This window comes from Parapedobacter koreensis (assembly GCF_900109365.1).
GTDB classification, from domain to species: domain Bacteria; phylum Bacteroidota; class Bacteroidia; order Sphingobacteriales; family Sphingobacteriaceae; genus Parapedobacter; species Parapedobacter koreensis.
On the sequence record NZ_FNZR01000005.1, the window covers coordinates 163,064 to 186,671 of the forward strand.

Annotated in this window: 16 protein-coding genes; 9 read left to right on the forward strand and 7 right to left on the reverse strand. The window is 53.0% G+C overall.

The annotated features are described in order from the left end of the window. Positions 1 to 5: 5 nt before the first annotated feature. The 3 genes from BMW65_RS13840 to BMW65_RS13850 form a co-directional block, all read right to left on the reverse strand. Positions 6 to 3,224: a SusC/RagA family TonB-linked outer membrane protein gene (locus BMW65_RS13840; protein WP_090606236.1), complete on the reverse strand. Its 3,219-nt coding sequence runs from the start codon at positions 3,222 to 3,224 to the stop codon at positions 6 to 8. A 53-nt stretch (positions 3,225 to 3,277) separates the two neighbouring features. Beyond that, a complete protein-coding gene (locus tag BMW65_RS13845) occupies positions 3,278 to 6,169 on the reverse strand; it encodes a TIM-barrel domain-containing protein (RefSeq protein ID WP_245747642.1) in 2,892 nt (963 codons plus the stop codon). 127 nt (positions 6,170 to 6,296) lie between these two features. Continuing rightward, the gene (locus BMW65_RS13850; protein ID WP_090606239.1) at positions 6,297 to 10,301 is read right to left on the reverse strand and encodes a hybrid sensor histidine kinase/response regulator transcription factor; all 4,005 of its coding nucleotides are present in this window, start codon (positions 10,299 to 10,301) and stop codon (positions 6,297 to 6,299) included. Positions 10,302 to 10,743: 442 nt separating this feature from the next. On the opposite strand from BMW65_RS13850, the gene BMW65_RS13855 reads away from it, so the two are divergent. The 6 genes from BMW65_RS13855 to BMW65_RS13880 are packed head-to-tail and all read left to right on the forward strand — an operon-like array spanning position 10,744 to position 16,166. Then, a complete protein-coding gene (locus BMW65_RS13855; protein ID WP_090606240.1) occupies positions 10,744 to 12,147 on the forward strand; it encodes a tetratricopeptide repeat protein in 1,404 nt (467 codons plus the stop codon). Positions 12,148 to 12,179: 32 nt separating this feature from the next. Beyond that, positions 12,180 to 12,935: a phosphosulfolactate synthase gene (locus tag BMW65_RS13860; RefSeq protein WP_090606242.1), complete on the forward strand. Its 756-nt coding sequence runs from the start codon at positions 12,180 to 12,182 to the stop codon at positions 12,933 to 12,935. Next, positions 12,935 to 13,684, forward strand: coding sequence for a shikimate dehydrogenase family protein (locus BMW65_RS13865; RefSeq protein ID WP_090606243.1), 750 nt, complete (start codon positions 12,935 to 12,937; stop codon positions 13,682 to 13,684). The genes BMW65_RS13860 and BMW65_RS13865 overlap by 1 nt, the downstream gene beginning before the upstream one ends. Then, positions 13,684 to 14,274 (forward strand): gliding motility lipoprotein GldD, encoded by a 591-nt coding sequence (gene gldD / locus BMW65_RS13870; protein WP_090606245.1) that lies wholly within the window; start codon positions 13,684 to 13,686, stop codon positions 14,272 to 14,274. The genes BMW65_RS13865 and gldD overlap by 1 nt, the downstream gene beginning before the upstream one ends. Positions 14,275 to 14,300: 26 nt before the next feature. Next, positions 14,301 to 14,942 carry an MBL fold metallo-hydrolase gene (locus tag BMW65_RS13875; RefSeq protein ID WP_090606247.1) on the forward strand — a complete coding sequence of 214 codons (642 nt, stop codon included), beginning with the start codon at positions 14,301 to 14,303 and terminating at the stop codon, positions 14,940 to 14,942. A 6-nt stretch (positions 14,943 to 14,948) separates the two neighbouring features. Further along, a complete protein-coding gene (locus BMW65_RS13880) occupies positions 14,949 to 16,166 on the forward strand; it encodes an FtsX-like permease family protein (protein ID WP_090606248.1) in 1,218 nt (405 codons plus the stop codon). 1 nt (position 16,167) lies between these two features. Here BMW65_RS13880 and BMW65_RS13885 read toward each other — a convergent pair whose 3' ends face one another. From BMW65_RS13885 to BMW65_RS13895, 3 genes are all read right to left on the reverse strand, one after another. After that, entirely contained in the window at positions 16,168 to 16,794 is a 627-nt protein-coding gene (locus tag BMW65_RS13885) for a hypothetical protein (protein ID WP_245747643.1), read from the reverse strand. 95 nt (positions 16,795 to 16,889) lie between these two features. Next, complete coding sequence (locus BMW65_RS13890; protein ID WP_090606251.1) at positions 16,890 to 17,174, reverse strand: NifU family protein; 285 nt, start codon at positions 17,172 to 17,174, stop codon at positions 16,890 to 16,892. A 91-nt stretch (positions 17,175 to 17,265) separates the two neighbouring features. Beyond that, positions 17,266 to 19,824, reverse strand: coding sequence for a M14 family metallopeptidase (locus BMW65_RS13895; RefSeq protein ID WP_090606253.1), 2,559 nt, complete (start codon positions 19,822 to 19,824; stop codon positions 17,266 to 17,268). 194 nt (positions 19,825 to 20,018) lie between these two features. Here BMW65_RS13895 and BMW65_RS13900 point away from each other — a divergent pair, with 194 nt between their 5' ends. From BMW65_RS13900 to coaBC, 3 genes are read left to right on the forward strand one after another with little or no spacing between them, the layout of a single operon-like run. Beyond that, the gene (locus BMW65_RS13900; RefSeq protein ID WP_090606254.1) at positions 20,019 to 20,945 is read left to right on the forward strand and encodes an outer membrane protein assembly factor BamD; all 927 of its coding nucleotides are present in this window, start codon (positions 20,019 to 20,021) and stop codon (positions 20,943 to 20,945) included. Positions 20,946 to 20,961: 16 nt separating this feature from the next. Further along, positions 20,962 to 21,297 carry a DNA-directed RNA polymerase subunit omega gene (locus tag BMW65_RS13905; RefSeq protein WP_090606256.1) on the forward strand — a complete coding sequence of 112 codons (336 nt, stop codon included), beginning with the start codon at positions 20,962 to 20,964 and terminating at the stop codon, positions 21,295 to 21,297. Next, the gene (gene coaBC, locus BMW65_RS13910; protein ID WP_090606257.1) at positions 21,297 to 22,502 is read left to right on the forward strand and encodes a bifunctional phosphopantothenoylcysteine decarboxylase/phosphopantothenate--cysteine ligase CoaBC; all 1,206 of its coding nucleotides are present in this window, start codon (positions 21,297 to 21,299) and stop codon (positions 22,500 to 22,502) included. Before BMW65_RS13905 ends, coaBC begins: the two co-directional genes overlap by 1 nt. On the opposite strand, the gene BMW65_RS13915 is transcribed toward coaBC, so the two are convergent. Next, a complete protein-coding gene (locus tag BMW65_RS13915; protein ID WP_245747644.1) occupies positions 22,480 to 23,526 on the reverse strand; it encodes a LacI family DNA-binding transcriptional regulator in 1,047 nt (348 codons plus the stop codon). The two genes, coaBC and BMW65_RS13915, sit on opposite strands and share 23 nt — an antisense overlap. Positions 23,527 to 23,608 lie beyond the last annotated feature (82 nt).

The following is a 23,608-nucleotide window of genomic DNA, read 5'->3' on the forward strand; positions in this document are numbered from 1 at the left end:
CAGTATTAGAAGTTGACATTTAATCCAACGATGATGTTCCGGGGGCTGGGATAGAAGCCCAGGTCGATACCGGACACCCAGCCCTGCTCGTCGCCGTATCCGATCTCGGGATCCATACCCGAGTAGCCTGTAAACGTATACAGGTTTTGCGCCGATACGTAGATGCGGGCTTGGCCAAGCGGCCATTTTGGAAACAGGGACTTGAAATTATAACCCAACGTGACGTTTTGGATCTTGACAAAATCGGCATCTTCGATATAAATGTCGGAAACGTACTGGTAATTGGTATGGCTACCATTAGTCAGCCGCGGATAGCGGTTGGACGTGCCCTCGCCATGCCAGCGCTGGAACACCTCCGTGGTGTAATTTTGCAGCGGGCTGTCTGCAAAGGAGCGGTACGACTTGGCAATCTGATGCCCGAATGCACCAAAGGCGGTGACGCTCAGATCGATTCCCTTGTAGCCGAGCGACAGGTTGAAGCCTGCGGTAAAATCGGGATGCGGATTGCCAATCTGCACCTTGTCTGCATCGGTGATGGCACCATCGCCATTGGTATCTACGAAGATGACATCGCCGGGCTGCGCCGTGGATAGTACGCCATGACCTTGGGCACGGTAATCGGCAATTTGTGCTTCGGTCTGGAAAATGCCGTCCGTCCTGTAGCCGTAGAAGTAGCCTATCGGAAAGCCCACTTGTGCGCGGTACATGGGCAGCGTGCCCTGGCTCAATACGTTGGCCTGCCCTTCGATGAGCTGCTCGGTATTGGCGATCCGCACGACGCGGTTGCGGTTGTAAGCGCCATTGAGATTGATACCGTAGCGGAAGTCGCCCCGGGTTTCATTCCAGTTCAAGCCGAGCTCCACCCCGCGGTTATCTACGTCGCCCCCGTTGATAAACGGAGCCGAAGTGCCATAGATGGCCAGTACAGGGGCTTGGAGCAACCAATCGATGGTAGACTTGCGGTACCAATCGAAGACCACGCCCAGGCGGTCTTGTGCGAAGCGCGCATCAAACCCGATGTTGAGCTGCTCGGACGTTTCCCAGGAGACCGCCGGATTGGGCAGGATATCCGGATAGGCACCGTTGCGCAAGGTGTTTTTGTCGTTGCCGAAATAATAGCCGTTTTGGCTATCGATGGCGATGGTGGCCAGGTACTGGAAGGGATCGATGCTGGCATTCCCATTCTGGCCCCAGCTGCCGCGCAATTTCAAGAAATTGAGCCCGTCGACGGATTCCAGAAACGATTCGTTGGTGACAATCCAGCCTGCGGATACCGATGGGAAATAACCCCAGCGATTGCCCCGGGCAAAGTTGGACGACCCATCTGCCCGCAGGATGAGCGTGGCCATGTAGGTTTCGTTGTAGTTGTAATTGACGCGTCCGAAAAATGCGGCAAAATTATTTTCAAGGTCATGCCCGCCGCCGATGGTGGGCGTAAACCCGGGGAAGGCCATCCAATTGCCCACGTAGGCTTGCTTCCAGCTGCCGGGGAAGGAGGAGTTGGAGGTGGTGACGCTCAGGTTCTCGCCGATACCCCAGCGCTCTATGGATTGGCCGATGACGGCATCCAGGTGGTGCCCGCCGCCGAAGGTACGCTGGTAGGCCAGCGTGTTTTCCAGCGTCCAAGCATAGTTGAGGCTCTGGTTTTGCGAAATATCGTCAATGTCGTTGATCGACGTGGTAGACAAATGGAAAGCGGGTGTATACGACCGGTATGACGATGCATTGAGCCGATAGCCGAAATTGCTGCGGAAACGCAGGTCTTTGATGGGCTGCAGCTCCATGAAGGCATTGGCCATCACGGAGTGGTTTTTGCTCGTATTCTGCCCCCGCCGGTATACCATGTCTGCAATGGGATTGACCGTGGCACCGTCAAATGCCCAGCCATCGGCTACTTTGCTCGGCTGATCATAATAGTCGCCGTCGCTGTTGTAGACCGGCATCAGCGGATTGCCCTTCAGCATGTTGTTGATGTCGTTCCAATAGATATTGCCGATGCCGATACCGCCGGTGGTGCGATAGGTATAGGTGAGATTTTCGCCAAATTTGAGGATATCAAAATCATCGTTTTTCAGGATGACGTGGTTTGAATTGATCCGGACGGTATGCCGGTTGAAATGGGGTGCTACGGGCTTGCCGAAGATACCGTCTTGCGAAGCGACGGAGTAGCCCAGGGCAAACGTAGACCGATCCGTACCGCCCGTGAGGTTGATGGCGTGGTTTTGCGTGAGCGCATTGTCCTGATGGATTTCCTTCAGCCAGTTGGTGCCGTTCCATGTCCCATCCTGGATCTGCTGGTACTGGTTGGGAATCAAACTGGCCCAATCGTAGGGAGCCAACCCTTCGTTGAACATGCGCTCATCCTGGATGGCCATGTATTCTTTGGCATTGAGCAAGGGCGGCAACTTATAGGCATTCTGCCAGCCGACGAAAGCATCGTAGTTGAGCGTTACCTTGCCGGATTTGCCCTGCTTGGTGGTGACCAGCACGACACCGTTGGCGGCCCGGGCACCGTAGATGGCTGCCGAAGCGGCATCTTTCAGGATGTCGATGGATTCGATATCCGACGGGTTCAGGCTGTTGATGTCGCCGCCGATGACATTGTCAATGACGTAGAGCGGCTGCGAATTGCCGATGGTACCGATACCGCGGATATTGACCTTGAATCCTTGCCCGGGCATGCCGGAGCCTTGCGTGATCTGCACACCGGGCGACTGGCTCTGGAGGGCATTGACCACGTTGGTGGTGCTGAGCTTGGCAATGTCTTCTCCGCTCACCTGTACCGTGGCACCCGTGGTGAGCTTCTTTTTCTGCGTGCCGTACCCGACGACCACCAGCTCTTCAAGGAGATTGACCTCGGCTTCCAGCGCCACATTGATGGTCTGCCGACCGCCGACGGCGATTTCCTGCGGGGCGAAACCTATCGATGAAAAGACGAGGATGGCATCGCCCGAGGATACGGTGAGCTGGAAGTTGCCGTCGGCATCGGTCGTCGTGGATGTGGCCGTACCTTTTTCGCTGACGGTGACGCCCATCAGCGGCGCACCGGTATCATCGACGACCGTGCCGCTGACCGCTTCCTGCGGCGCATAGGCCCGTGATGAAAGCGCAGCGTGCTCGTATGCAAAAGCGGTACCGGGAGGTACCGAAATAGGTAAGGCCAGGCAGCCTATGGTGAGCTGCAGCAGCCTTCGCGTGTACTGTTTGTAAAAAATAGATCGCATGGTTTTTTGTTTATAATTGAAGAATTTTAACTACACTCTTTTATTTCTATGGCTTATTTACTCAAGATAATTCGTTCCTCCTTTCCCGTATAGGTTGCCGTCTTCGTGATGCGGAATGTGGTGGCGACGCCCTGTGGCGCATCGGGATGTACGTAGACGACATGGAATTTCCGGCGCGCCAACATCCCCTCGAAGGTGCCTTTGCGGCTGCCGATATGCAGCGTCTTGGTACTATCGTAATAAGTAAAGGTGATCGTGCTGAATTTTCCTTGTTCATAATTATAATTGGTTCCTTCGTCTTCATAAAGTGTAAAGGTGGCATCTGCCCCGCCGTACACCCAAAGCGTAATTTCGTCGGCAGGCTTTTCGTCGGTATACTGCACCGCCGGGCCGATTGGTACCATGCTGCCTGCCTTGGCAAACAGGGGCAAACGCTCATAGGGCGCTGCCGCTTCCAGCATTTGCCCGCCGCGATGGTACTCTCCGCTGTAAAAATCATACCAACCTGCCCCTTGGGGCAAATAAAGGGGGCGTGAGGTCGCACCCGGCTGGGTCACGGGGCTCACCAGCAGCGATGGTCCGAAGAGAAACTGATCGTTGATGTCCAATGCCCGTGTATCGCGGGGAAAGTCCATGGCCAGGCCCCTGAGCATCGTATCGTGGTGCAGGTAGGTGTTTCCGGCCAGGGAATAGGTGTAGGGCAATAGCCGGTAGCGCAGCTCAATGTAATAGCGCATACTGCTGTATGCAGGATGCCCGTCTGGCGCAATGTGGAACGGCTCGCGGTATGGAAACTGCCCGTGCGCCCGGAATAGGGGAAGAAATGCCCCATACTGGTACCAACGGGCATTGAGCTCACGCCAAGCCTCCAAATCATCGGCATTGGGCTGGTGAAACCGCCGTTCGACCAAGAAGCCCCCGGCATCCATCGTCCAATAGGGTGTACCAGACATGGAAAAATTGACGCCTGCGGCAATTTGGTCTTTCATATCGTGCCAGCGCGCCGAGATATCGCCACTCCATGCTGCTGCGGCATAACGTTGCTGACCAGCGAAAAACGAACGGGTGAGGATAAACACCCGGTTTTCGGGATCGGTATGGCGCTGCCCCTCGTAAATGCCGCGTGCATTTTCCAGGGGGAAGGCGTTGTAGTACCGGGCCGATGATCCAATGGCGGGCTGCATCACCGACTTGCGCTCATCGATGTTGAGGTTCGAATGGATATCGGGTTCGCTGGCATCCATCCACCAGGCGTCTACGCCTTTCTGGTAGAGCTGCTTGTCCAGCAACGTCCAGAATCCCTGCCGCGCGCCGGCATTGAAGGGGTCGTAAAAGGTGGACGTATAGCCCTTGCCAATCCAGTCGCGCCGACCATCGTAGATGTTGCGCATGTACAGCCAGCCATTGTCCCGGAAATGGGGGTAAACGCTGGACGCCTCGTTGATCTTCGGCCATACGGAGATCATCAGCCGGAAATGCTGGCCGTGAAGCCGCTTGATCATCCCCTCGGGATCGGGAAAACGCGCGGAATCGAAGGTGTGGCTCCCCCAGTCGTGCTCGGGCCAATATGACCAGTCCTGCACGAGGTTGTCAATGGGTATGCGGCGGCGGCGGAATTCCCGGGCGACCTCCTCCAGCTCCTGCTGGGTCTTGTACCGCTCACGGCTCTGCCAGTAGCCGAAGGCCCAGCGCGGCATGATGGGGGCACGGCCGGTGAGGTGGCGGTACCCGCCGATGACGGCATCCATGTCGTCGCCAGCGACGAAATAGTAATCCACGCCAGCGCCTGCCTCGGAATCAAACGAAAAGAGCGCCTGGTCGGATGCCGGTATGGGGCGCTGCCACTGGATACCGAGATACGACTGCCCGCCATCGGGCAGCCACTCCAGCCGGATGGCATGGCGCTCGCCCGCCTGCATGTCCAGTGGGATCTCAAAAGACCCGGCGTTCCACGATTCGCGCCAGCGATCTTCCTGCAACTGGCCGTCTATCCAGACCTTGACATAGCCGGAATAATTGAAGTGCAGGCGGTGCAGCCCGCTATAGGGTGATTCCAGCTCCCCTTCGTAGGTAACCTGGCTGCGGGCCAAATCGACCGAGTCCGGAAACCGGGATTGATCATCAAGGTACAGGTACGCGATGTCCGACTCGGGACGGGATGCCCATACCGTGCCGGGGTGATCTTTGTCGCGGTAGGTGGCTGTGAGCCATCCCGGCTGCCCTTCCTTGGAATATAGCCGAAAGGCGGAAAGCGGCAGCAGGGGCCGGATGTCACCCGCCTTCGTGATCGAATAGTTGTGCCAAAGGATGCCGTACTGATTGGTGGATAGCAGGAAGGGGACACCGATCATCGTGTTGTACTGCAACAGGGTCACCTGCCTGCCCCGGTAGTTCATCACGCCGTTTTGATGCTGGCCCAAGCCGTACAGCCCCTCGCCATCGGAAACGGTAAAATGCTGCCGCACGCGGTAAAAGGCATCGCCATCGTAAGCTGCTTCGGCAAACGTGGTGGCATCGCGCTGCCGTTCGGCCAGCAGGGGCTGGCCCTGCTTATCAAGGAACGTGACGACCCCCGTGGCCTTGGTGACCTGCGCGGTCAGTGCCGTGGTTTTTAAGAGCACATGCTCCGCAGTCTCCTCCAGCTGCCATGGGCCGACCGTGCGGTGGAGGGAATCGACGATAACCAATGATGCGCTCGGCCGGACGGTGCTGCCCAGCGGGCGCGCAACCACGTGGATAATCCGATCGGTGATAACATCCAGCGCCAATTCCTGATCTACTGCCGTGGCCATGCCCTGGTAGGCAAGGGATATGCCGCTTTCGTGGCGCGTGATGGTGGGCTGGCCGGATTGGAAAGCCATCGTTGGCATGACAGCGCCGACAAACAACACTGCAACTAAAGATAAACGTAAATCGATGGTAAGTAAACGTCCAAATATTATCATAAAAGGCACTAATGGTAACGGATTACTGCATTGGTTATCGGGTCAAAGATACACCAGCGGGAAATAGGCAATGGGGGTCTTATGTTAATAAATGGGGGTAGTTTGGTTAACTGATGGGGGCAGCAGGCTATTTCCGGTAGGCTGATGGAGCCACGCCATACAGTGCTTTGAAATACTTGCTGAATTGCTTGGGGTTGCTGAAGCCGACCTTATAGGCCACTTCGGCTACCGTAATGCCCGACTGCTCCAGCAACTGGGCAGCACGCCTGAGCCGGGTATTGCGGATAAACTCGGAGGGGGTATGTCCCGTAAGCGTCAGTATCCGCTTGTACAATCCCACCCGGCTCAGATTCATCGCACCGGCCAGGGTCTCTACCGAAAAACCGGCTTTGTCGATATGCCGCTCGACGGTCTCAAAGGCTTTCCGCAAAAACAGCTCATCGGCGGATGCTTCTTTCGTATCGGCGGGCTGGACATCGATTCGCTTCTTATAGGTCTGCTCCATGGAGTCTTTCTGCCGGAGGATGCTGCTGAGCTTGGAACGCAGCAACTCAAAATTGAAAGGCTTGGTGATGTAATCCGTAGCTCCGGATTCGATGCCGGCCAGCTGCATGGCCTCGTCATCCATCGCCGTGAGCAGGATGACAGGGATATGCCGGGTCCGTGGATCGCTCTTCAGGCGGCGGCACAGTGCGAGGCCGTCTTCGCCGGGCATGGCGACGTCAGATACGATGATGTCCGGATGTACAGCCAATGCCTTCGTCCAGCCCGAGACCGCATCACCAGCCTCATAAACCGTCAGGCTGCTGTGCAGGTTGTCTTTTAGGTAAAACCGGAAATCGGCATCATCCTCGACCAACAGGATACGCTTCATCACCTTGCCCTCCCCTTCATCCGGATCCGGCTGGCTCTTAGGGGGCTGGCCGGAAGGGGATGTAAGCGGCAAGACGACCGTAAAAACACTTCCCTGCTCCGGCGTACTCTCCACGTGGATATGCCCGCCAAGCAATTGGATATATTCTTTGGTGATGGCTAAGCCGATGCCGCTGCCTTGATTGAGCATGTCGGCGGGCGTGTCGTGCTGGAAGTAACGGTCAAAAATCCGTTCCCTCGATGCTTCTGGTATGCCAATACCGGTATCGCGCACCTCCAGCCTCATGGTGTCTTTAAAAATGGCTTCTACCGTCACCTGGCCGCCCGCAGGCGTAAACTTGAAGGCGTTTGACAGCAGGTTAAACAGCATGCGCTCTACCTTGTCGTGATCGAACCAAGCCTCGTACCGCGTATCGCTGAGCGAATAACGATAGGTTATCTTTTTGTTTTCGGCAAGGTCGTTGAACGATTCAAGGTGCTGGCGGACGGCTTTGGCCAAATCGCCCTGTTCCAGATGAGGCTTCAGCTCATGCGTATCGGCCTTCCTGAAATCAAGCAGCTGATTGACCAAGTGGAGCAAACGGCGGGCATTTCGCTGGACGACGGCCAGGTGGCGGCCAATGGCTTCTGAATGTGTCTCACGGTGCAGCTTGTCCAACGCAGCCAGAATCACGTTGATCGGGCTCCGGAATTCGTGGCTCACGTTGGTAAAAAAAAGTGTCTTCAGGTTGTCCAGCTCAGCAAGCTGACGGGCTTGTTGGCGTTCTTGCTGGAGAGCAAACCGCGTTTTTTCGCGTGTGCGCTCAATATAGCGGATCAGCAGCATGCCTGCAATGAAGAGCAAGGCATAGGCCATGTAAGCCCACCCCGTACGCCAGAAAGGTGGCAGGATGGTAATTGCTGCCAAGTTGTAGGGCTTGCTCCACGTCTCACCATCGCCGGAGACCATTACCTGGAAATGGTAGTCTCCGGGATCCAGGTTGGTGAAGGTGACCTTGCGTGTACGGGGATCCATCGCTGACCAATCTTGGTCGAATCCCTCCAATTTGTACCGGAAATAGACCCGATCCTTATTGAGGAAATACAACGAGGCGACGACAAACCCCAAAACGTTTTGATCATGGGAAAGTTGCATCCGCCCGCGATCCAGCCATTGCGACGCTTCCACACTGCGGTTGAACAATTGGAAATCGGTGAGGAGGGGCTGTGCCGGGGGCGATGGGGGCTGCTGTACATGCGCGGGGTCTATGATGTTAAATCCCGATGGGCCGCCGAAAAACAACTCCCCCGTGGATAACAAGCTAACGGCATCTTCGTTGAACGCGTTGCCCTGTAAGCCGTCCCGGCGGTCATAATTCGTGAAACGCCACTGCCCCGGACTGCCCTCCACTTCCCTGCCTGCTGAAATCCCACGCGTGGTGCTCGCCCAAATCGTTCCCTCCCGATCTTCAACAACCCCTACTACGGTATTGTCCGGCAGGCCGTCTTCCGTGTGGAAGGCCCTGAATGTGCCGCTGGATGCCTCATAGAGGTTGAGGCCATCCCGCGTGGCCACCCAGATGCGGTGGCTACTGTCTTCAATAATTGCATTTACGTGGTCATGGCTGATCGCCCCGGGCTTATTTTCTGCATAGGAAAACCGCTTGAATGTACCATCCCGCGTCAGCAATTCGATGCCGGAAGCGGTACCGAACCACAACGCTCCCTCGCGATCTTCGGCGATGGCCGAAATGTAAGCCGACCGGGTAAACCCCTGCTCACCGAACCCCAGCCGGGTGAAAAGACCCGTCTCCCTATCAAACCGGGCCAACCCGGCGCTGAGCGTGCCTACCCAAAAGCGGCCCTGGCTGTCTTCATAAATCTCCCACACGCTATTGTCGGGGATGGACGCCGGGTCATGGGGGTCATGCATGTAGCGCACAAACCGGTTTCCATCGAAGCGGTTGAGCCCGCCGTAGTAGGTGCCTATCCAAAGCTCGCCGCGGCGATCCGTATACAGGTTTACAATCACATCACTGCCCAGGCTATGCGGATCCTTGGGGTCATGCCGATATTGCGTAAACCGATTCGCCCGCCGATCAAAATAAATCAACCCGCCACCATTGGTGCCGATCCACACATTGCCGCGCTGGTCTTCTATAAATTGGTTGATATCGTCAAAAGGAAGCGCCGCATCGCCCACGCCCCGCTGACGCTGGTGCAGCGCAAATTGGATTTGGCTGGAGTGGTAATAGCTGACACCGCGCTTGAAGGTGCCCGCCCACATGATCCCGTCCCGATCGCAATAAAGCGACATGATGCTGTTCTGGCCAATGGTGCGGTCGTCATACGCGTCATGTAGCAAATATGAAACGTGCCGGTTTTTGGGATCTACCACGTTTATTCCCCCATGATCTGTGGCCACCCAAACATGCCCATCAGGATCTTCGGCCATCCCGAAGATGATTGGGTTGCTCAGCCACATGCCGGTGGAAGCCGTCGTGAGGTGCATCGGGGAAGCCTGCTTTTCCGGCCACCAATAGACACCCTGGGGACGACCGGATGCGTATACCCAGGGCTGGCCGTTGCGATCCATGAACAACCGAAAATCGGCACCTCCTTGATCGGCCACGGTTTTGTCCTGCAAATGAAAGCTTACCGATGGCGTGCCCTCCACTTGGCGGACCGTCCCTTTTTGATCGACCGTCCATGCGTGGCCCGACTGATCCAGCGCAATGCCGGTGACGGGAACCCCCGGATCTGGCCAAGGGTGTGAAAAGACGGCTCCAGCCCGCTCCTCGTAGCTGGATACCAAGCCACCGACCTGCAGAAACCAGCTGCGGCCACGGGTGGTACGGCGAATGTCCAGTACTTCCGCGACAGGCAGTCCCATTGATCGCAGCACACTATCCACATTGCGGATAAATTGTTCGCGTCGATCATCATAAATGGTCATACCCAGCTTCGTCTTTACCCACAACTGTTCGCGCGGGCCGAGGAATAACCCCAATATATCATTGTCTGCAATGCTGTGGGGCTGATTGGCGATGTGCCGAAAGACCTTGACCTCGTGGCCGTCATAGCGGTTAAGTCCGGCGGGTGTGCCAAACCATAGGAAACCTCGCTCATCTTTCAGGATGGCCGTAACGTGGTTGTGGGATAGCCCATCTTCGACATTCAGCTGCTGGAACTGAATGGTTTGCGCCATGCCCCGGAAGGGCAAGGAATATCCAACAACCAACAACACGTATATCAGTATGCGCAACAAGGGCTTATGCATTCAGCCAAACTTAGCTAAATTCGCCTTTATATGCAATATAATCGTGCAGCATATAAAGCAATTTATCGATCTCTCCGCAGCCATTGAGAACTTTTTTATAGCGGAAATCTACGAATTTTTGGACTTACATGCTCCAACGCAACAACCATGTTTCATTGCTGTATTTTTCGCTTCTTTATGTGTATCTTTGTATTATTATTTGACGCAGACATGGTGGGAAATGAACAAAAGAGGAATGACCGCAGCTTAAACCCCAATCAGGTTATTGACAACTATCAACCGGATAATTAAATGATTTTGTGTGGTTTAGATATTGTGCTGCTAAATTGTTGAAAACTTGTGTTGACAACATCAGCCAACAAATTCCTATTTTGTTATCATCAAACTGTGACTGACATAAGAGGGTGAAACCTCGTATTAGTTCTTAAAATTAGGAGAATAGATGGAAGAAGATTTCGAATATGGGCCTGCCGAAGATCCGAAGTTTTCGGTAGCACGTTATGAAGAAATGATTCGCAATAAGGATCAGTACTTTTTTGATACACAGGCCTTTGAGGGGATTATCGACTATTACATGGACAAGAATGATCCCATCAAAGCGCTACAAGTGGTGGAATATGCTGTAAGCCAACACCCCTTTGTCGCTATTTTCTTCCTCAAACAGGCCCAGTTATTTGCCGTGACCAACCAGTTTGCCCGCGCACTGGAATCCTTGGAAAAAGCGGAAACGCTGGAGCCTTCGGAAGGCGACATTTACCTCATAAAGGGGGGTATCCTGGGCAACATGGAGCGCTATGACGAAGCATTCCATAGCTTGGATAAAGCCTTGGATCTTGCTGAAAATACCGACGACATTTATTTGCAGATAGCGCTTTTGTACCAGAATAAGGGCGACTATGAAAAGGCTATCCATTACCTCAAACGCAGCTTGCAGCAAAACATGGAAAACCAGGATGCGCTGTATGAGCTGGCATTCTGCTACGATGTGCTGGATAGGCAGGAGGAGAGCATCGGCTTTTATAAACAGTATATAGACAACGACCCGTACTCGTACGCGGGGTGGTACAACCTGGGCAATGCCTACCATAAGCTGGGCCGGTATGACGAGGCCATCGATGCATATGACTATGCCATCCTCATCAAGGACAACTTTGCCTCGGCTTATTTCAACAAGGGGAATGCGCTGGTAAACATGGATAAATACAGTGAAGCCATTGAAGTGTACAAGCAGACTTTCGAATACGAACCACCCGGTGCCGAAACGTATTGTGCCATCGGCGAATGCTACGAGAAGCTGGAACAAATGGACGAGGCACGGTCTTATTATAAAAAGGCCGTAAAGATTGATGCCAACCTGGCCGACGCCTGGTTTGGAATCGGCGTGACGCTCGATTATGAAGAGCGGTATTTTGAGTCGTTGCACTTTTACAAAAAAGCGCTCGATATCGAACAGGATAATCCGGACTATTGGTTTGCCATCGCTGATGCACGGTATAAGTTGAAACAACTGGACGAGGCCGAGCTGGCTTATGAGAAAGTGGTGGAGCTTAACCCGGTGGATATAGAGGCCTGGCTGGATTTTTCATCCATTTTGTACGAACGGAATAAGCTGGATCGGGCCATCGAGACCATTGCAGAGGCCATTAAGAACAATCCAGACGCTGCAGAACTATACTACCGCATGGTGGCGTACCTGATTGCCGTGGGCCGGTACAATGAAGCCCTGAATTACCTCGAACTGGGCCTCGCCGCAGATCCCCAAAAACATGTGGTGTTATTTGAATATCTGCCCCAACTAAGGGATAATAAAGCAATAGCCGAAGTCATTAAAAAATACATGCAGTAACGTTCTGGCGTATGCAGGATTATAGCACTTTCATGAATTTTCAGCTGAATAATGTCCCCTTACGGACGCACAAACCCCGGGAAAACGGATTGACCATGGTCATGGATAAGGGCCTGAGCGTCCGGCAAGCGGAAGACCTCGTGGCCGTAGGTGCCCCCTACATTGACTTTGTGAAACTGGGGTGGACGACGGCCTACATCACGCCCGGCCTGGAAGATAAGCTGGCGGTTTACCGCGATGCGGGGATCGAAACGTATTTTGGCGGTACCTTGTTTGAAGCATTCATCGTGCGCAACCAGTTTGACGATTTCCTCCGCCTGCTGGAAAAATACCAGCTGGGCTACGCCGAAGTATCCGATGGCTCCATTACCATGGCCCATGAAGAAAAATGTGCGTATATCGCTAAGGTAGCACAACACGTGACCGTGATCTCGGAAGTGGGATCGAAAGACGGCACTAAAATCATGGCCCCGTATAAATGGATTTCATTGATGAAAGCCGAGCTCGAAGCGGGCACTTGGCGCCTGATAGCGGAATCGCGCGAAAGCGGCAACGTGGGATTGTATCGTGAATCCGGCGAAGTAAGGCAAGGCTTGGTAGATGAAATCCTGGTGGAGATACCAAACGAAAAAATCATCTGGGAAGCCCCGCTCAAATCGCAGCAGGTTTATTTTATCCAGCTTCTTGGTCCCAATGTCAATCTCGGCAACATCAGTACCAATGAAATCATTGCATTGGAGACCACCCGATTGGGCCTCCGCGGCGATACGTTCCATAATTTTATCTGATGAAGAAGTTTGGATTGATTGGTTTCCCGCTGTCTCACTCGTTTTCAAAAAAATACTATGATGCCAAGATAGCGCGGGAGCAACTGACGGGGGTAGGCTATGAGCTGTATGCCATTCCATCCATCGAGGCATTTCCGCTCCTGCTGGCCAATGAGCCGCTCCTCATGGGGGTCAACGTGACCATCCCCTATAAAATAGCGGTGATGGACTATGTAGATCGGCTATCTGCAGAGGCGGAGGCCATCGCGGCGGTCAATTGCATCCGCATCGAACGGCCGGATGGTGGTAAGCCACGGCTGACGGGCTATAACACGGATGTCTACGGCTTCATGGAATCGCTGAGACCCTTGCTCCAGAGCGGGCACAAGCGGGCATTGGTGCTGGGCAACGGCGGGGCGGCGAAGGCGGTCGTCTACGCGCTCAACCAATTGGGAATAGGTTTTTCGCTGGTATCCCGCTCCCCTTTATCCGGACAGTATACGTATGCGCAACTGAATGCCGATATCATCGCAGCTCATCCGCTGATCATCAATACCACGCCGCTGGGTACTTATCCGGCTACGGCCGATTGCCCGGAGATCCCTTATGCACACATCGGCCCCCAACACCTCCTGTATGACCTCATCTACAACCCCAGCGAAACGGAATTTCTGAAACGGGGAAAAGCACAGGGGGCCGCTACAAAAAACGGGCTCGAAATGCTGGAATTACAGGCGGAGCGCAATTGGGAGATTTGGAACATTACCTGATGCTGAAATACGTGGGCTACTTATTGGTTTTGGGCACTGCCGCTTCCGGGGTATGGGCAGGCTGCACATCGGAGGATTATTCGCCCAAACCCCGCGGTTATTTCCGCATCACATTTCCAGAAAAGACGTATCAACGTTTTTCCGGGGATTGCCCATATACATTTGACTTCCCCGCCTATGCAGCCATCGAGCCTGACCAGACGGCTGATGCCCAGCCGTGCTGGGTGGATGTCTGGTTTCCGCAATTCAATGCCCGGATACACCTAAGCTACATGCCGGTGCACAACCGGGAGATCTTCAATGAATTGGTCGAAGACGCACGGACATTTGCGTTCAACCATACCGTCAAAGCGACGGCCATCGACCAGCACCGCATCGACCGACCGGATGACGGGGTATACGGCTTGAAATACGACATCAAAGGGAATACCGCATCAAGCGTCCAGTTTTTTGTGACGGACAGTACCCGGCATTACCTGCGCGGCGCGCTGTATTTCAATGAAAAACCCCGCCTGGACTCCATACAGCCGGTATTGGATTTTATCCGGGCGGATATTGATACGCTCATCCAGTCGCTGCGCTGGAAGTGAGTCAAAAAAACACTTACCTTTGCGATATGATTCATATCAAGTCTTTCGTGTGCAACCCGTACCAGGAAAACACTTACCTCTTGTATGACGATACAGGGGCAACGGCCATCATCGATCCGGGGATGTATGGCAGTAAGGAGGAGCAGCTGGTGAAGGACTTCATCGAAGTCGAAGGGCTCCGGCCGGAGTTGCTGCTCAATACACATTGCCATATCGACCATGTATTGGGCAACCGATATGTCCATGAAACGTATGGCCTGCTCCCGCAATTTCATGAAGGGGAGCTCCCGCTGCTGGTGGAAGTGCAAAACTATGCCCCCCAAATGGGTATCCGCTATGAGCTATCGCCCATTGCGGAGACATTTCTCCCTGCCTCGGGCAGCGTGGCCTTCGGCGAGAGCGAACTGGAGCTTATCTTCGCTCCGGGCCATTCTCCGGCTCACCTGTGCTTCTATGCTGCAAAAGATGGCTTCCTCATCGGGGGCGACGTGCTTTTTAAAAACAGCATCGGCCGCACAGACCTCCCCGGCGGCAATCACCAGCTGCTGCTGGACAACATCGCCAACAAACTGTACACGCTGCCTGACGACACGGTCGTATATCCCGGCCACGGGTCGGAAACAACCATTGGCTACGAGAAGAAAACCAATCCATTCATCCGGGGATAGGCTGCCATGAACATCGCACTGTACTTTGCCAAGCGCTACCTGTTTTCCAAGAAATCGGTCAATGCCATCAACATCATCTCGGGTATCAGTGTGGTAGGCGTGCTGGTAAGCAGTGCGTCACTCATCGTCATTCTCTCGTTTTACAACGGGCTGGAAAACCTGATCTTTTCCATGTACAGCTCCTTCACACCAGACCTGCGCATCGAAGCGGTACAAGGGAAGGGATTTGCCATGGATTCGCTCACCGCAAACACGATAAAGAGACAACCCGGTGTAGCGACATACCGCGAGATCCTGCAAGAGCGTGTGCTGCTCCGCTACGGGGAAGCTCAATACATCGCCACGATAAAAGGAATGACCGTGGACAATGCCCTGCTGGCCATGGACACGCTGCTGGATGACGGCCATTTTGTACTGAAACAGGGTGACGAGCAATATGCCGTAATGGGCGCAAGGGTACAGGGTACACTGGGTGTTTCCTTGCAGGATGATGCACGCCGTATCGAAGTCTTCTCCCCACGTAAAGGCGTGGTGAATAGCCTTAATCCGGCGGAGGAATTCACGATGCGGACCATCCGTCCGGCGGGTGTATTGCAATACCAGCAGGAATTTGATGACTTGCTGATTGTACCCATGGATTTTGCGCGGGAGGTGCTGGGTGAATTTGAGCAGGTATCGGCCATCGAAATCAACGTGGGACAGGGATTGGACATTGCCATCGTGCAGCGGGCACTTGGGGCCTCTCTGGGCGAAAGCTTTGTGGTAAAAAACCGCGAGCAGCAAAACCCAACGTTGTATAAAATCGTCCGCACGGAAAAGTGGGCCGTCTTCCTCATCATCGCCTTCACGGGAATGATTGCTATTTTCAACATCGTGGGATCACTCACCATGCTCGTCATCGACAAAAAGAAGGATATTTCCGTATTGATGGGCATGGGTGCAAATCATTCGCTCATCCGGCGCATCTTCTTCTACGAAGGTCTACTCATCTCATTGATAGGCTGTGTAGCGGGGCTGGTATTGGGATTGCTATTCTGCTTTTCGCAGCAGGTTTTTGGATGGATTCGATTCGGCGAAGGGGAAAACTTAGTCACCGATGTATATCCCGTAGCGATACGGATAGGAGACTTCCTGCTGGTCTTCCTCACTGTTTTGGCCTTCTCGGCCTTGATCTCTTCGGTATCTTCACGATTGAGCGTCAAACAGACGGTACGGCTGTCGTAGATCACCGATTGCTGCTCCGGTTCCGGCTCTTATTTCCTTCTGTTATTTGGCGAATCAGGTTTCCCCAAGCAAAGGGGCTCAGCAATGGATTGGCCATGCGCTGGTTGACCGCTTGGTTGGAAAGCTGGATGTGGTTTTGCATAGCGCTGAAATTCTGGATCTCTTCCGCGCTACGTGGCGTCACCGCCGCCAAGGCGGCAATGGACTCGGGAGAAAGGTTTTTCTTGGCCACAATGATGTCATCATCCGCAATTTCAAGTGACATGAAAGCCATATTGAACTCATCTATACTGGCCCATGGATAGGGGGTCACCATGGGCAGTTCCTTAATCTCTGCCGTCATGTTGACCATTGCCGTGTACTTGTCTTCCCGCACGTTCGGGATGACTACCCGCGCGGCGCGATAACCTACTGAACGGAAAATAATCGTATCGCCTGCGTGGGCAACGAATGAAAAATAGCCTTGATGGTTTGCCGTAAATGTCTGGTCTTTGTAGGATTGATTGACAACCGTAACATACGGTACAACTACATTGGTATCCGCATTGTGGATAACACCGCTAAACTGCACCAGCTTTTTCTGCTGGGCAAAGGATGAACCTGCCAATCCTATGACAAACAAAATCACGAATATATGATGGAAAAACCTCATAATTAGCTAACAAAGCTACACATTCGTAAGTTTTAATTTCCGTTAAATAATGTTAAATCCCCCCTAAATGTCTATCCACCCACTCTTGGAATCGGCATGGTTGCATTCGGATCATCCATCTCGGTGATATTGACTGCCTCAACGGCAGTGATCTCCGGAACGGCTTTCTTGATGGCTTGCTCCAAGCCGGCCTTAAACGTCATGATGCTCATCGCACAGGACGCACAGGAACCCAAAAGCTTCAATTTGACCACCTTATCTGCCGTAATCTCATCAATACTCACATTCCCCCCGTCCGTTTCAAGATATGGCCGGATGGAGTCCAGGGCCTGTTCTACTCTTTCCCTTAGTTCCATAACCTTTATGATTTTCAGAGTGTAAAGGTACGGATATTTTCTTAATTATTGCATATGCAGTAATGTTGCAAGCAGAGACCCTCCGCACCCATCACTGCCCTACCATAAACAATGCGTTACTGAAGATGAGCTTTCCATTTTCCCAGAAACCACGGAATAGCGGATTGTCCACGAGGTAAATCACCTGGCCCCGTCCGACGTGCTCCACACCGAACACCAACGATTCGCCCACGGCTTCCTTCACTTTCGCACCCACAAACCCCGTGCGGTAATAGTTCAGATCCGGTATGATACCCACATTGATGCCCTCTTTCAGGTAGGCATACCGCCTGCCGTTATTCTTGAGGGTATAGTATTTCCCTTCGGTACCGAAACCCAACGGGTAAGTGGCATCGACCTTCACTTCAAATACAGCTCCCGATACGGAATGGGCAATCTCTGCTCGCTCACGCGCCTGGAAGTCTGCGATACGCTCTTCCGCAGCTTCCTGCTCACGCTTTTTCTCAGCGGCTTTCCGTTCATCTTCATTCAAATAGGCGGAAAGGCCAAAACCATCCCTGCCGGAAAAGAAGCCAACGGCTCCTTCTATCGCAATCACCTTGCCTCCTGCTCTTATCCAAGCTTCCAGCTTTTTAGTGGCAGCATCACCCCACGCGCCGTAGTTGCCAGACGGCAGGATAATGGTATTGTACGCACTGAGATCTGCTGAACTAAGCTGCTGTGGCTCCAGGATGGAAAGCGGATAGTCAAGCTCTTGCTCGAAGAAATGCCATACTTCGCCCACGCTCAAGGAGGAAGTGCCGTCGCCGGCAATCAATGCTACCTTGGGTGCCTGTATGGGCCTTACCGCTCCGGAACCGAAATCTTTACCGGTGTCTACATAGCCCGTCGTCACGCCTTCGATATGTATTTGGTGATCATTGGCCAGTTGGATGACCTTGTCGGCAAAATCTGATCGTTTTTCGTTGCCCGTACGGGGAATGATCAGTGAACCGGAAGGGAAGTTTTTCCCGCCAAGCGTGAAGGCGTGGTCTGCATAGCGGATACGGATGCCTGCATTGAGCAGGGCAGCAGCAAACCGCGCATGGGCTACCGACGTCCAAGGAGCAATATACGCCAGTGGTTTTCCTGTAGGGTGATTGGGTTCGAAAGCGGCGATTGGCGTCGCTGCCGTCACATCCAACCGGGTTTCCAGCGCATAGGCTTGTAGTCCGTAAGCATAAGGAAGCGCCCAGCTGGTAATGTCATAGGTGACGCTGTCAGAAAGTGCAGGGTTGGGCTCGAAAAGGGTCTGCGCCAACACAGATTTGGGCTGGTAGGCACTTACCACCACATCGCCGGATTCAAGCGCAAAAGAAGCTGTTTTCCCTGAAAAGTAGTCAAACCCCTTCAGGCCGGATCGGCTGGATGCCTCGCCGTATTGGATGCCATTGCGGTCAAGCAGTTTTTTCAGCGCCAACAGGCGCTCAGGACTATTACCGGCTTTGATGACATAGGCTTTGTATTGGCCCTTGGGATTTGAGCGACTTTCGTTGAAATAGTTTGCATATTCATCAATGAGTTTTCCGGCATTGTTCGAAACGGTTTCAATGGTGGCCATCCCGGAGGTGTAATGGTGCGATATCCGCTCAGCAAGCGTCAGCGTATCGCCAAGGGCGGTAAGGACACCCAGGCCGGCACGTCCGGATCCGCCCTGTTCGTAGGTCATGCCGATGGCACCGTTGAACATCGGCCAGCTGTCGCCGTAGCTGGGATAAAATAAATCAAATACTTCGCGGGTGAAATACAACCAGGCATTTTCATCGAAGTACCGGGCATTATTGCGGCCTACCGTCTCCTGAAAAGATCGCTGGAAGTCGGATACAAAAGCGTGTACCGGCTCTGCGGCGGGAGCAAAGTAGTAGGGCGCATTGATGCCCTGTTCGTGAAAATCGACGTGCACCTGCGGCATCCATTGATTGTATAGGCTGATGCGGGCCTGTGTCTCCCGTTGCACTTGCCACGCCCAATCGCGATTGAGATCGAACAGGTAGTGGTTGGGCCTTCCACCGGGCCACGGCTCAGCATGCTCCAGGGACTGCGGATCGGGCTGTAGCCTGCGGTTGACTTTTTGGTTGTACCAATTGACGTAACGCTCCTGTCCATCGGGATTGAGACAGGGATCGATGACCACCACCGTATTTTCCAGCCACTTCTTCGTCTCGGTATTTGCCGGATTTACCAACTCCCAAAGCGTTTTCATCGCTGTCTCGCAGGATACCGCTTCATTGCCATGGACATTGTAGCTTAGCCAAGTAATTGGTACGCGGGTCGTCGCTTCTCCGGATTCAAGGCCAGCACGCTTGAGGTTGTCTTTCCGGATGGTCTCCAGGTTGGCCATGTTTGCCGATGACGAAACGAAGGCCGCAATGAGCGGACGCCATTCATTGGATGTGCCATAGCTAACGAGTTTGACATCCTTGTTCGTAGCGGCTACATGCTCGAAATAAGCGACTACTCGATGGTGGGGCGTAAACCGGGCACCAATTTCATAACCCAAGAATTCCCTGGGCGATTGGGTCTGGGCAACAACGGTAGTCATGCAAAGGCAATAGAGGCCCAGCGCAATCAAAAAGACACGGCTAAGCGGGCGTGGTAATTGTTTTTTCATGTTTGCGGAAATGATTGCGGGCAAAATAGTTAAAATTACCCGATTGGCGAATGCTGTAACCGAAAAATTATTGTGCCGTGGGGTGACGCATCTGTTAAACTCTGTTAAACTGTTTGCCTATCCAGCGTTTTCCGCTTATCTTGCCCCATAAAAATTTAATTGACAGGTATTTTAAATTCCCTTATCTTTGCAGGATGTTTATAAACAGGCGAATAGTGGCGTGGGCTGCCATGGTATTTTTGATCGTGATGGCTGCCGGATGTAAGAGCAAATTCGAAAAACTACGTGCCAGCAACAACATCGCCCTGAAGTATCAGGAGGCGATGAAATATTATACCAATAAGAAGTACACCAAGGCCCTTACCTTATTTGATGATCTGATGACGAAATACCGGGGTCAGGCAGAGGCGGAGGATCTGTATTATTATACGGCGTATACCAATTATAACCTCCGTGATTATACCTCGGCACGGTTCCATTTTAAGCAGTTTACCGATACATACCCCAATAGTGCGCGCGCTGAAGAATGCCGCTACATGGGTGCTTATTGCTATTTCCTCGAATCACCCAAAGTGGGTCTCGACCAAGAATACACGTACCGGGCCATTGAAGCGCTGCAACTGTTTATCAACTTGTATCCACAGAGTGAGCGGTCTAAAGAGGCCGGTGATCTCATCCAGCAATTGCGGGATAAACTCGAAACCAAGGCATTCAACAGCGCCAAGCTCTACCTCGATATGGGCCTCCAGGACGACTACCGGGCAGCGGTCATTGCCTTTGACAATGTGTTGCGTGAATTTCCGGACACAAAATATGCTGAAGAAATGGAGTTTCTGTCCATAAAGGCACAATACCTCTATGCCAACCAAAGTTCGCCAAGAAGACAGGAAGAACGTTTCGGAGAAGCGCTGGACTTGTACGAGCGTTTCGTATCGGCGTATCCCGAAAGCAAATTCCGTAAGGATGCTGATCAACTCAAACAGGACTCGGAAAAAGGCTTGGAACAGGCGAAAAGCACAATGGCCCAAATTACGGCAGCCATGGAAGCGGCAGCAGTGAACAAGACGGCGACAGACGAAACGACGAGCAATACGCCCCCTACGGGCATTCCCCAGAATTAATTTACACAGAAAAGATATGAGTATTCAAATAAGCAAAACCATCCCCAACTCCACCGTCACCCGTGACTTGAGGGATTTGGACAAAAAGACGGACAACCTTTATGAATCCATCGTGGTCATCAGCAAACGCGCAAACCAGATTGCTGTAGACATGAAGGAAGAACTGAACGGAAAACTGGCTGAATTTGCAACGACCAATGACAACCTCGAAGAGGTCTTTGAAAACCGTGAACAAATTGAAATCTCCAAACATTACGAACGCCTTCCAAAGCCCACGCTTGTGGCTATAGACGAATTCCTGCACGATAAAGTATACTTCAGAAACCCGACAAGGGATAAAGAAGATGAGTAGTGAGCGTGCGCGGAAAGCATATCCTCTTGGGCGTCTGCGGTAGTATCGCTGCATATAAAGCTGCTTTCCTCGTTCGTTTGTTGGTCAAAGACGGGGCACGCGTACAGGTGGTGATGACACCCGATGCTACGCAATTCATCACGCCCCTTACGCTTTCTGCGCTCTCGGGCAATCCCGTCTTTGTGGATTATTTCGATGCCTCAACTGGCGAATGGAATAACCATGTGCACCTGGCGTTAGATGCTGACGCCGTCGTGGTGGCTCCTGCAAGTGCCAATACGTTGGCCAAATTTGCGCACGGCTTGTGTGACAACCTCCTCTGTGCAATATACCTTTCGGCCAAAAGCCCAGTCTTTGTAGCCCCAGCCATGGATTTGGATATGTGGGCCCATGGCAGTACACAGGCTAATATCACCAGGCTTCAATCGTTTGGCAACCGGATTATCCCGCCGGGACATGGCGAATTAGCCAGCGGACTGAAGGGAGAGGGGCGGCTTGCCGAACCGGAAGAAATACTGGCTGCCCTGAACGAATACTTCGATGATAACCGGCCATTAGCGGGAAAAAAAGCACTGGTAACAGCGGGACCTACCTACGAAGCCATAGACCCGGTAAGGTTTATCGGCAACCATTCCAGTGGTAAAATGGGTTATGCACTTGCTGCCGAGCTGCTCCAGCTCGGGGCAGATGTAACGCTTGTAAGCGGACCAACCCACTTGGTACCCCCTGCGGGAGCAGCGCACATTGCCGTCACCTCTGCCGGCGAAATGCTGGATGCCTGCTTGGCACTTTTTCCCCAAACGACCATTACCATAATGAGCGCCGCCGTGGCCGATTATACGCCCAAAACCGTAGCCGATAAAAAAATCAAGAAAGGGGAAGAAGAGGGCCTGACCATCGAGCTGACCAAAACGGCCGACATCTTGGCCACCCTGGGACAACGGAAACAAAACGAACAGGTTTTGGTCGGTTTCGCGCTGGAGACACATGACGAACAGGCCCATGCCGTGGATAAACTCCATCGGAAAAACTTGGATTTTATCGTGCTGAACACTATCCGCGATGAAGGTGCCGGGTTTGCCGGCGATACCAATAAAATCACCATTATCGATCGAAACGGCTCCGTTGAGGCATTTGATCTGAAACCCAAACGGGATGTAGCACGAGACATCTGCTCTCGTATTATACAGCTGCTTGAGCCTTAGGCCTGCTTGATTCCCGGAGATCCAGCCGGACAGGGAGTTTCACCGTTTCATAATCCGGAGACACATTTTTTCCGCTGATCTGCTTGATTAATTTTTCAGCGGCCAAGCGGCCGATTTCAAAAGCTGGCTGATACACCGTGGAAAGTGATGGGGTAAGCATGTCGGCAAGCTCGGTGTTGCTGAAACCTATCAATGCCATCTCTTGGGGAATACGGAACCCTAACTGCCGGAGGGCGCTGAGACATTGCGTAGACAGCTGATCGGTAGCCGCAAACAGGGCCTCTGGTGGTTCGGCTAAGCCAACCAGTGCACGGATATGTGTGCGTACGCTGTCATTCAATGTTTCCCGCCCGCTTGGATGGCACAGTCGTATAAGATCTCCACGATAGGGGATATGGTTATGTTTCAATGCACTGAGATAACCCGCGCTCCGCTCGGAAGCAAAGTGGATATCCGGGCCGAGATTAAGCAACGCTATGCGCCGATAACCATTGGCGATCAAATGCTGTGTTGCCTGAAAAGCACCTTGATAATTGTCTATCCCAACTTGATAGGATTCGAATTGTTCGCTAATCCGGTCAAACAGTACAATGGGCATACCGGTGTCTTTCAGGGCGGTAAGGTGGCCAAAATGAACCGTCTCAGCCGACGGGGATATGAGAATGCCTTCTACACCTCGGGCTTCCAACTGTTTGAGGCAGGATTTTTCCTGGGCCAGGGATTCTTTGCTCTGCATGATGATGATGTCGTAACCCGCTGCTGTGCAAGCCCCATCGATCCCATCCAACATGCGCGAGACAAAGCTATTGTCAATGGAACAGATAACTACACCAATGGACCCGCTCTTGCCTTCTTTTAGGCTCTTGGCCATCCTGTTGGGCAAATAATGATTTGCCTGGGCGTAAGCAGCCACCCGGCTTTTGGTTGTTTCGCCGATTTCATAACTGTCACGCAAGGCTTTGGAAACCGTGGAAACCGATAAATCCAATGCTTTGGCAATATCCCGTAAAGTCATCGTGGCCATCACACAAAATAGAAGCTAAAGATAGGTATTCTCCATGTAATTACATCAAGAGGTAAACCTTATCTTTGTCTAATTGTCTTCG

Coding starts and splice junctions, on each gene's coding strand:
- BMW65_RS13840 (WP_090606236.1), bottom strand. CDS start 3,224: ATGCGATCTATTTTTTACAAACAGTACACGCGAAGGCTGCTGCAGCTC.
- BMW65_RS13845 (WP_245747642.1), bottom strand. CDS start 6,169: ATGATAATATTTGGACGTTTACTTACCATCGATTTACGTTTATCTTTA.
- BMW65_RS13850 (WP_090606239.1), bottom strand. CDS start 10,301: ATGCATAAGCCCTTGTTGCGCATACTGATATACGTGTTGTTGGTTGTT.
- BMW65_RS13855 (WP_090606240.1), top strand. CDS start 10,744: ATGGAAGAAGATTTCGAATATGGGCCTGCCGAAGATCCGAAGTTTTCG.
- BMW65_RS13860 (WP_090606242.1), top strand. CDS start 12,180: ATGAATTTTCAGCTGAATAATGTCCCCTTACGGACGCACAAACCCCGG.
- BMW65_RS13865 (WP_090606243.1), top strand. CDS start 12,935: ATGAAGAAGTTTGGATTGATTGGTTTCCCGCTGTCTCACTCGTTTTCA.
- gldD (WP_090606245.1), top strand. CDS start 13,684: ATGCTGAAATACGTGGGCTACTTATTGGTTTTGGGCACTGCCGCTTCC.
- BMW65_RS13875 (WP_090606247.1), top strand. CDS start 14,301: ATGATTCATATCAAGTCTTTCGTGTGCAACCCGTACCAGGAAAACACT.
- BMW65_RS13880 (WP_090606248.1), top strand. CDS start 14,949: ATGAACATCGCACTGTACTTTGCCAAGCGCTACCTGTTTTCCAAGAAA.
- BMW65_RS13890 (WP_090606251.1), bottom strand. CDS start 17,174: ATGGAACTAAGGGAAAGAGTAGAACAGGCCCTGGACTCCATCCGGCCA.
- BMW65_RS13895 (WP_090606253.1), bottom strand. CDS start 19,824: ATGAAAAAACAATTACCACGCCCGCTTAGCCGTGTCTTTTTGATTGCG.
- BMW65_RS13900 (WP_090606254.1), top strand. CDS start 20,019: ATGTTTATAAACAGGCGAATAGTGGCGTGGGCTGCCATGGTATTTTTG.
- BMW65_RS13905 (WP_090606256.1), top strand. CDS start 20,962: ATGAGTATTCAAATAAGCAAAACCATCCCCAACTCCACCGTCACCCGT.
- BMW65_RS13915 (WP_245747644.1), bottom strand. CDS start 23,526: ATGGCCACGATGACTTTACGGGATATTGCCAAAGCATTGGATTTATCG.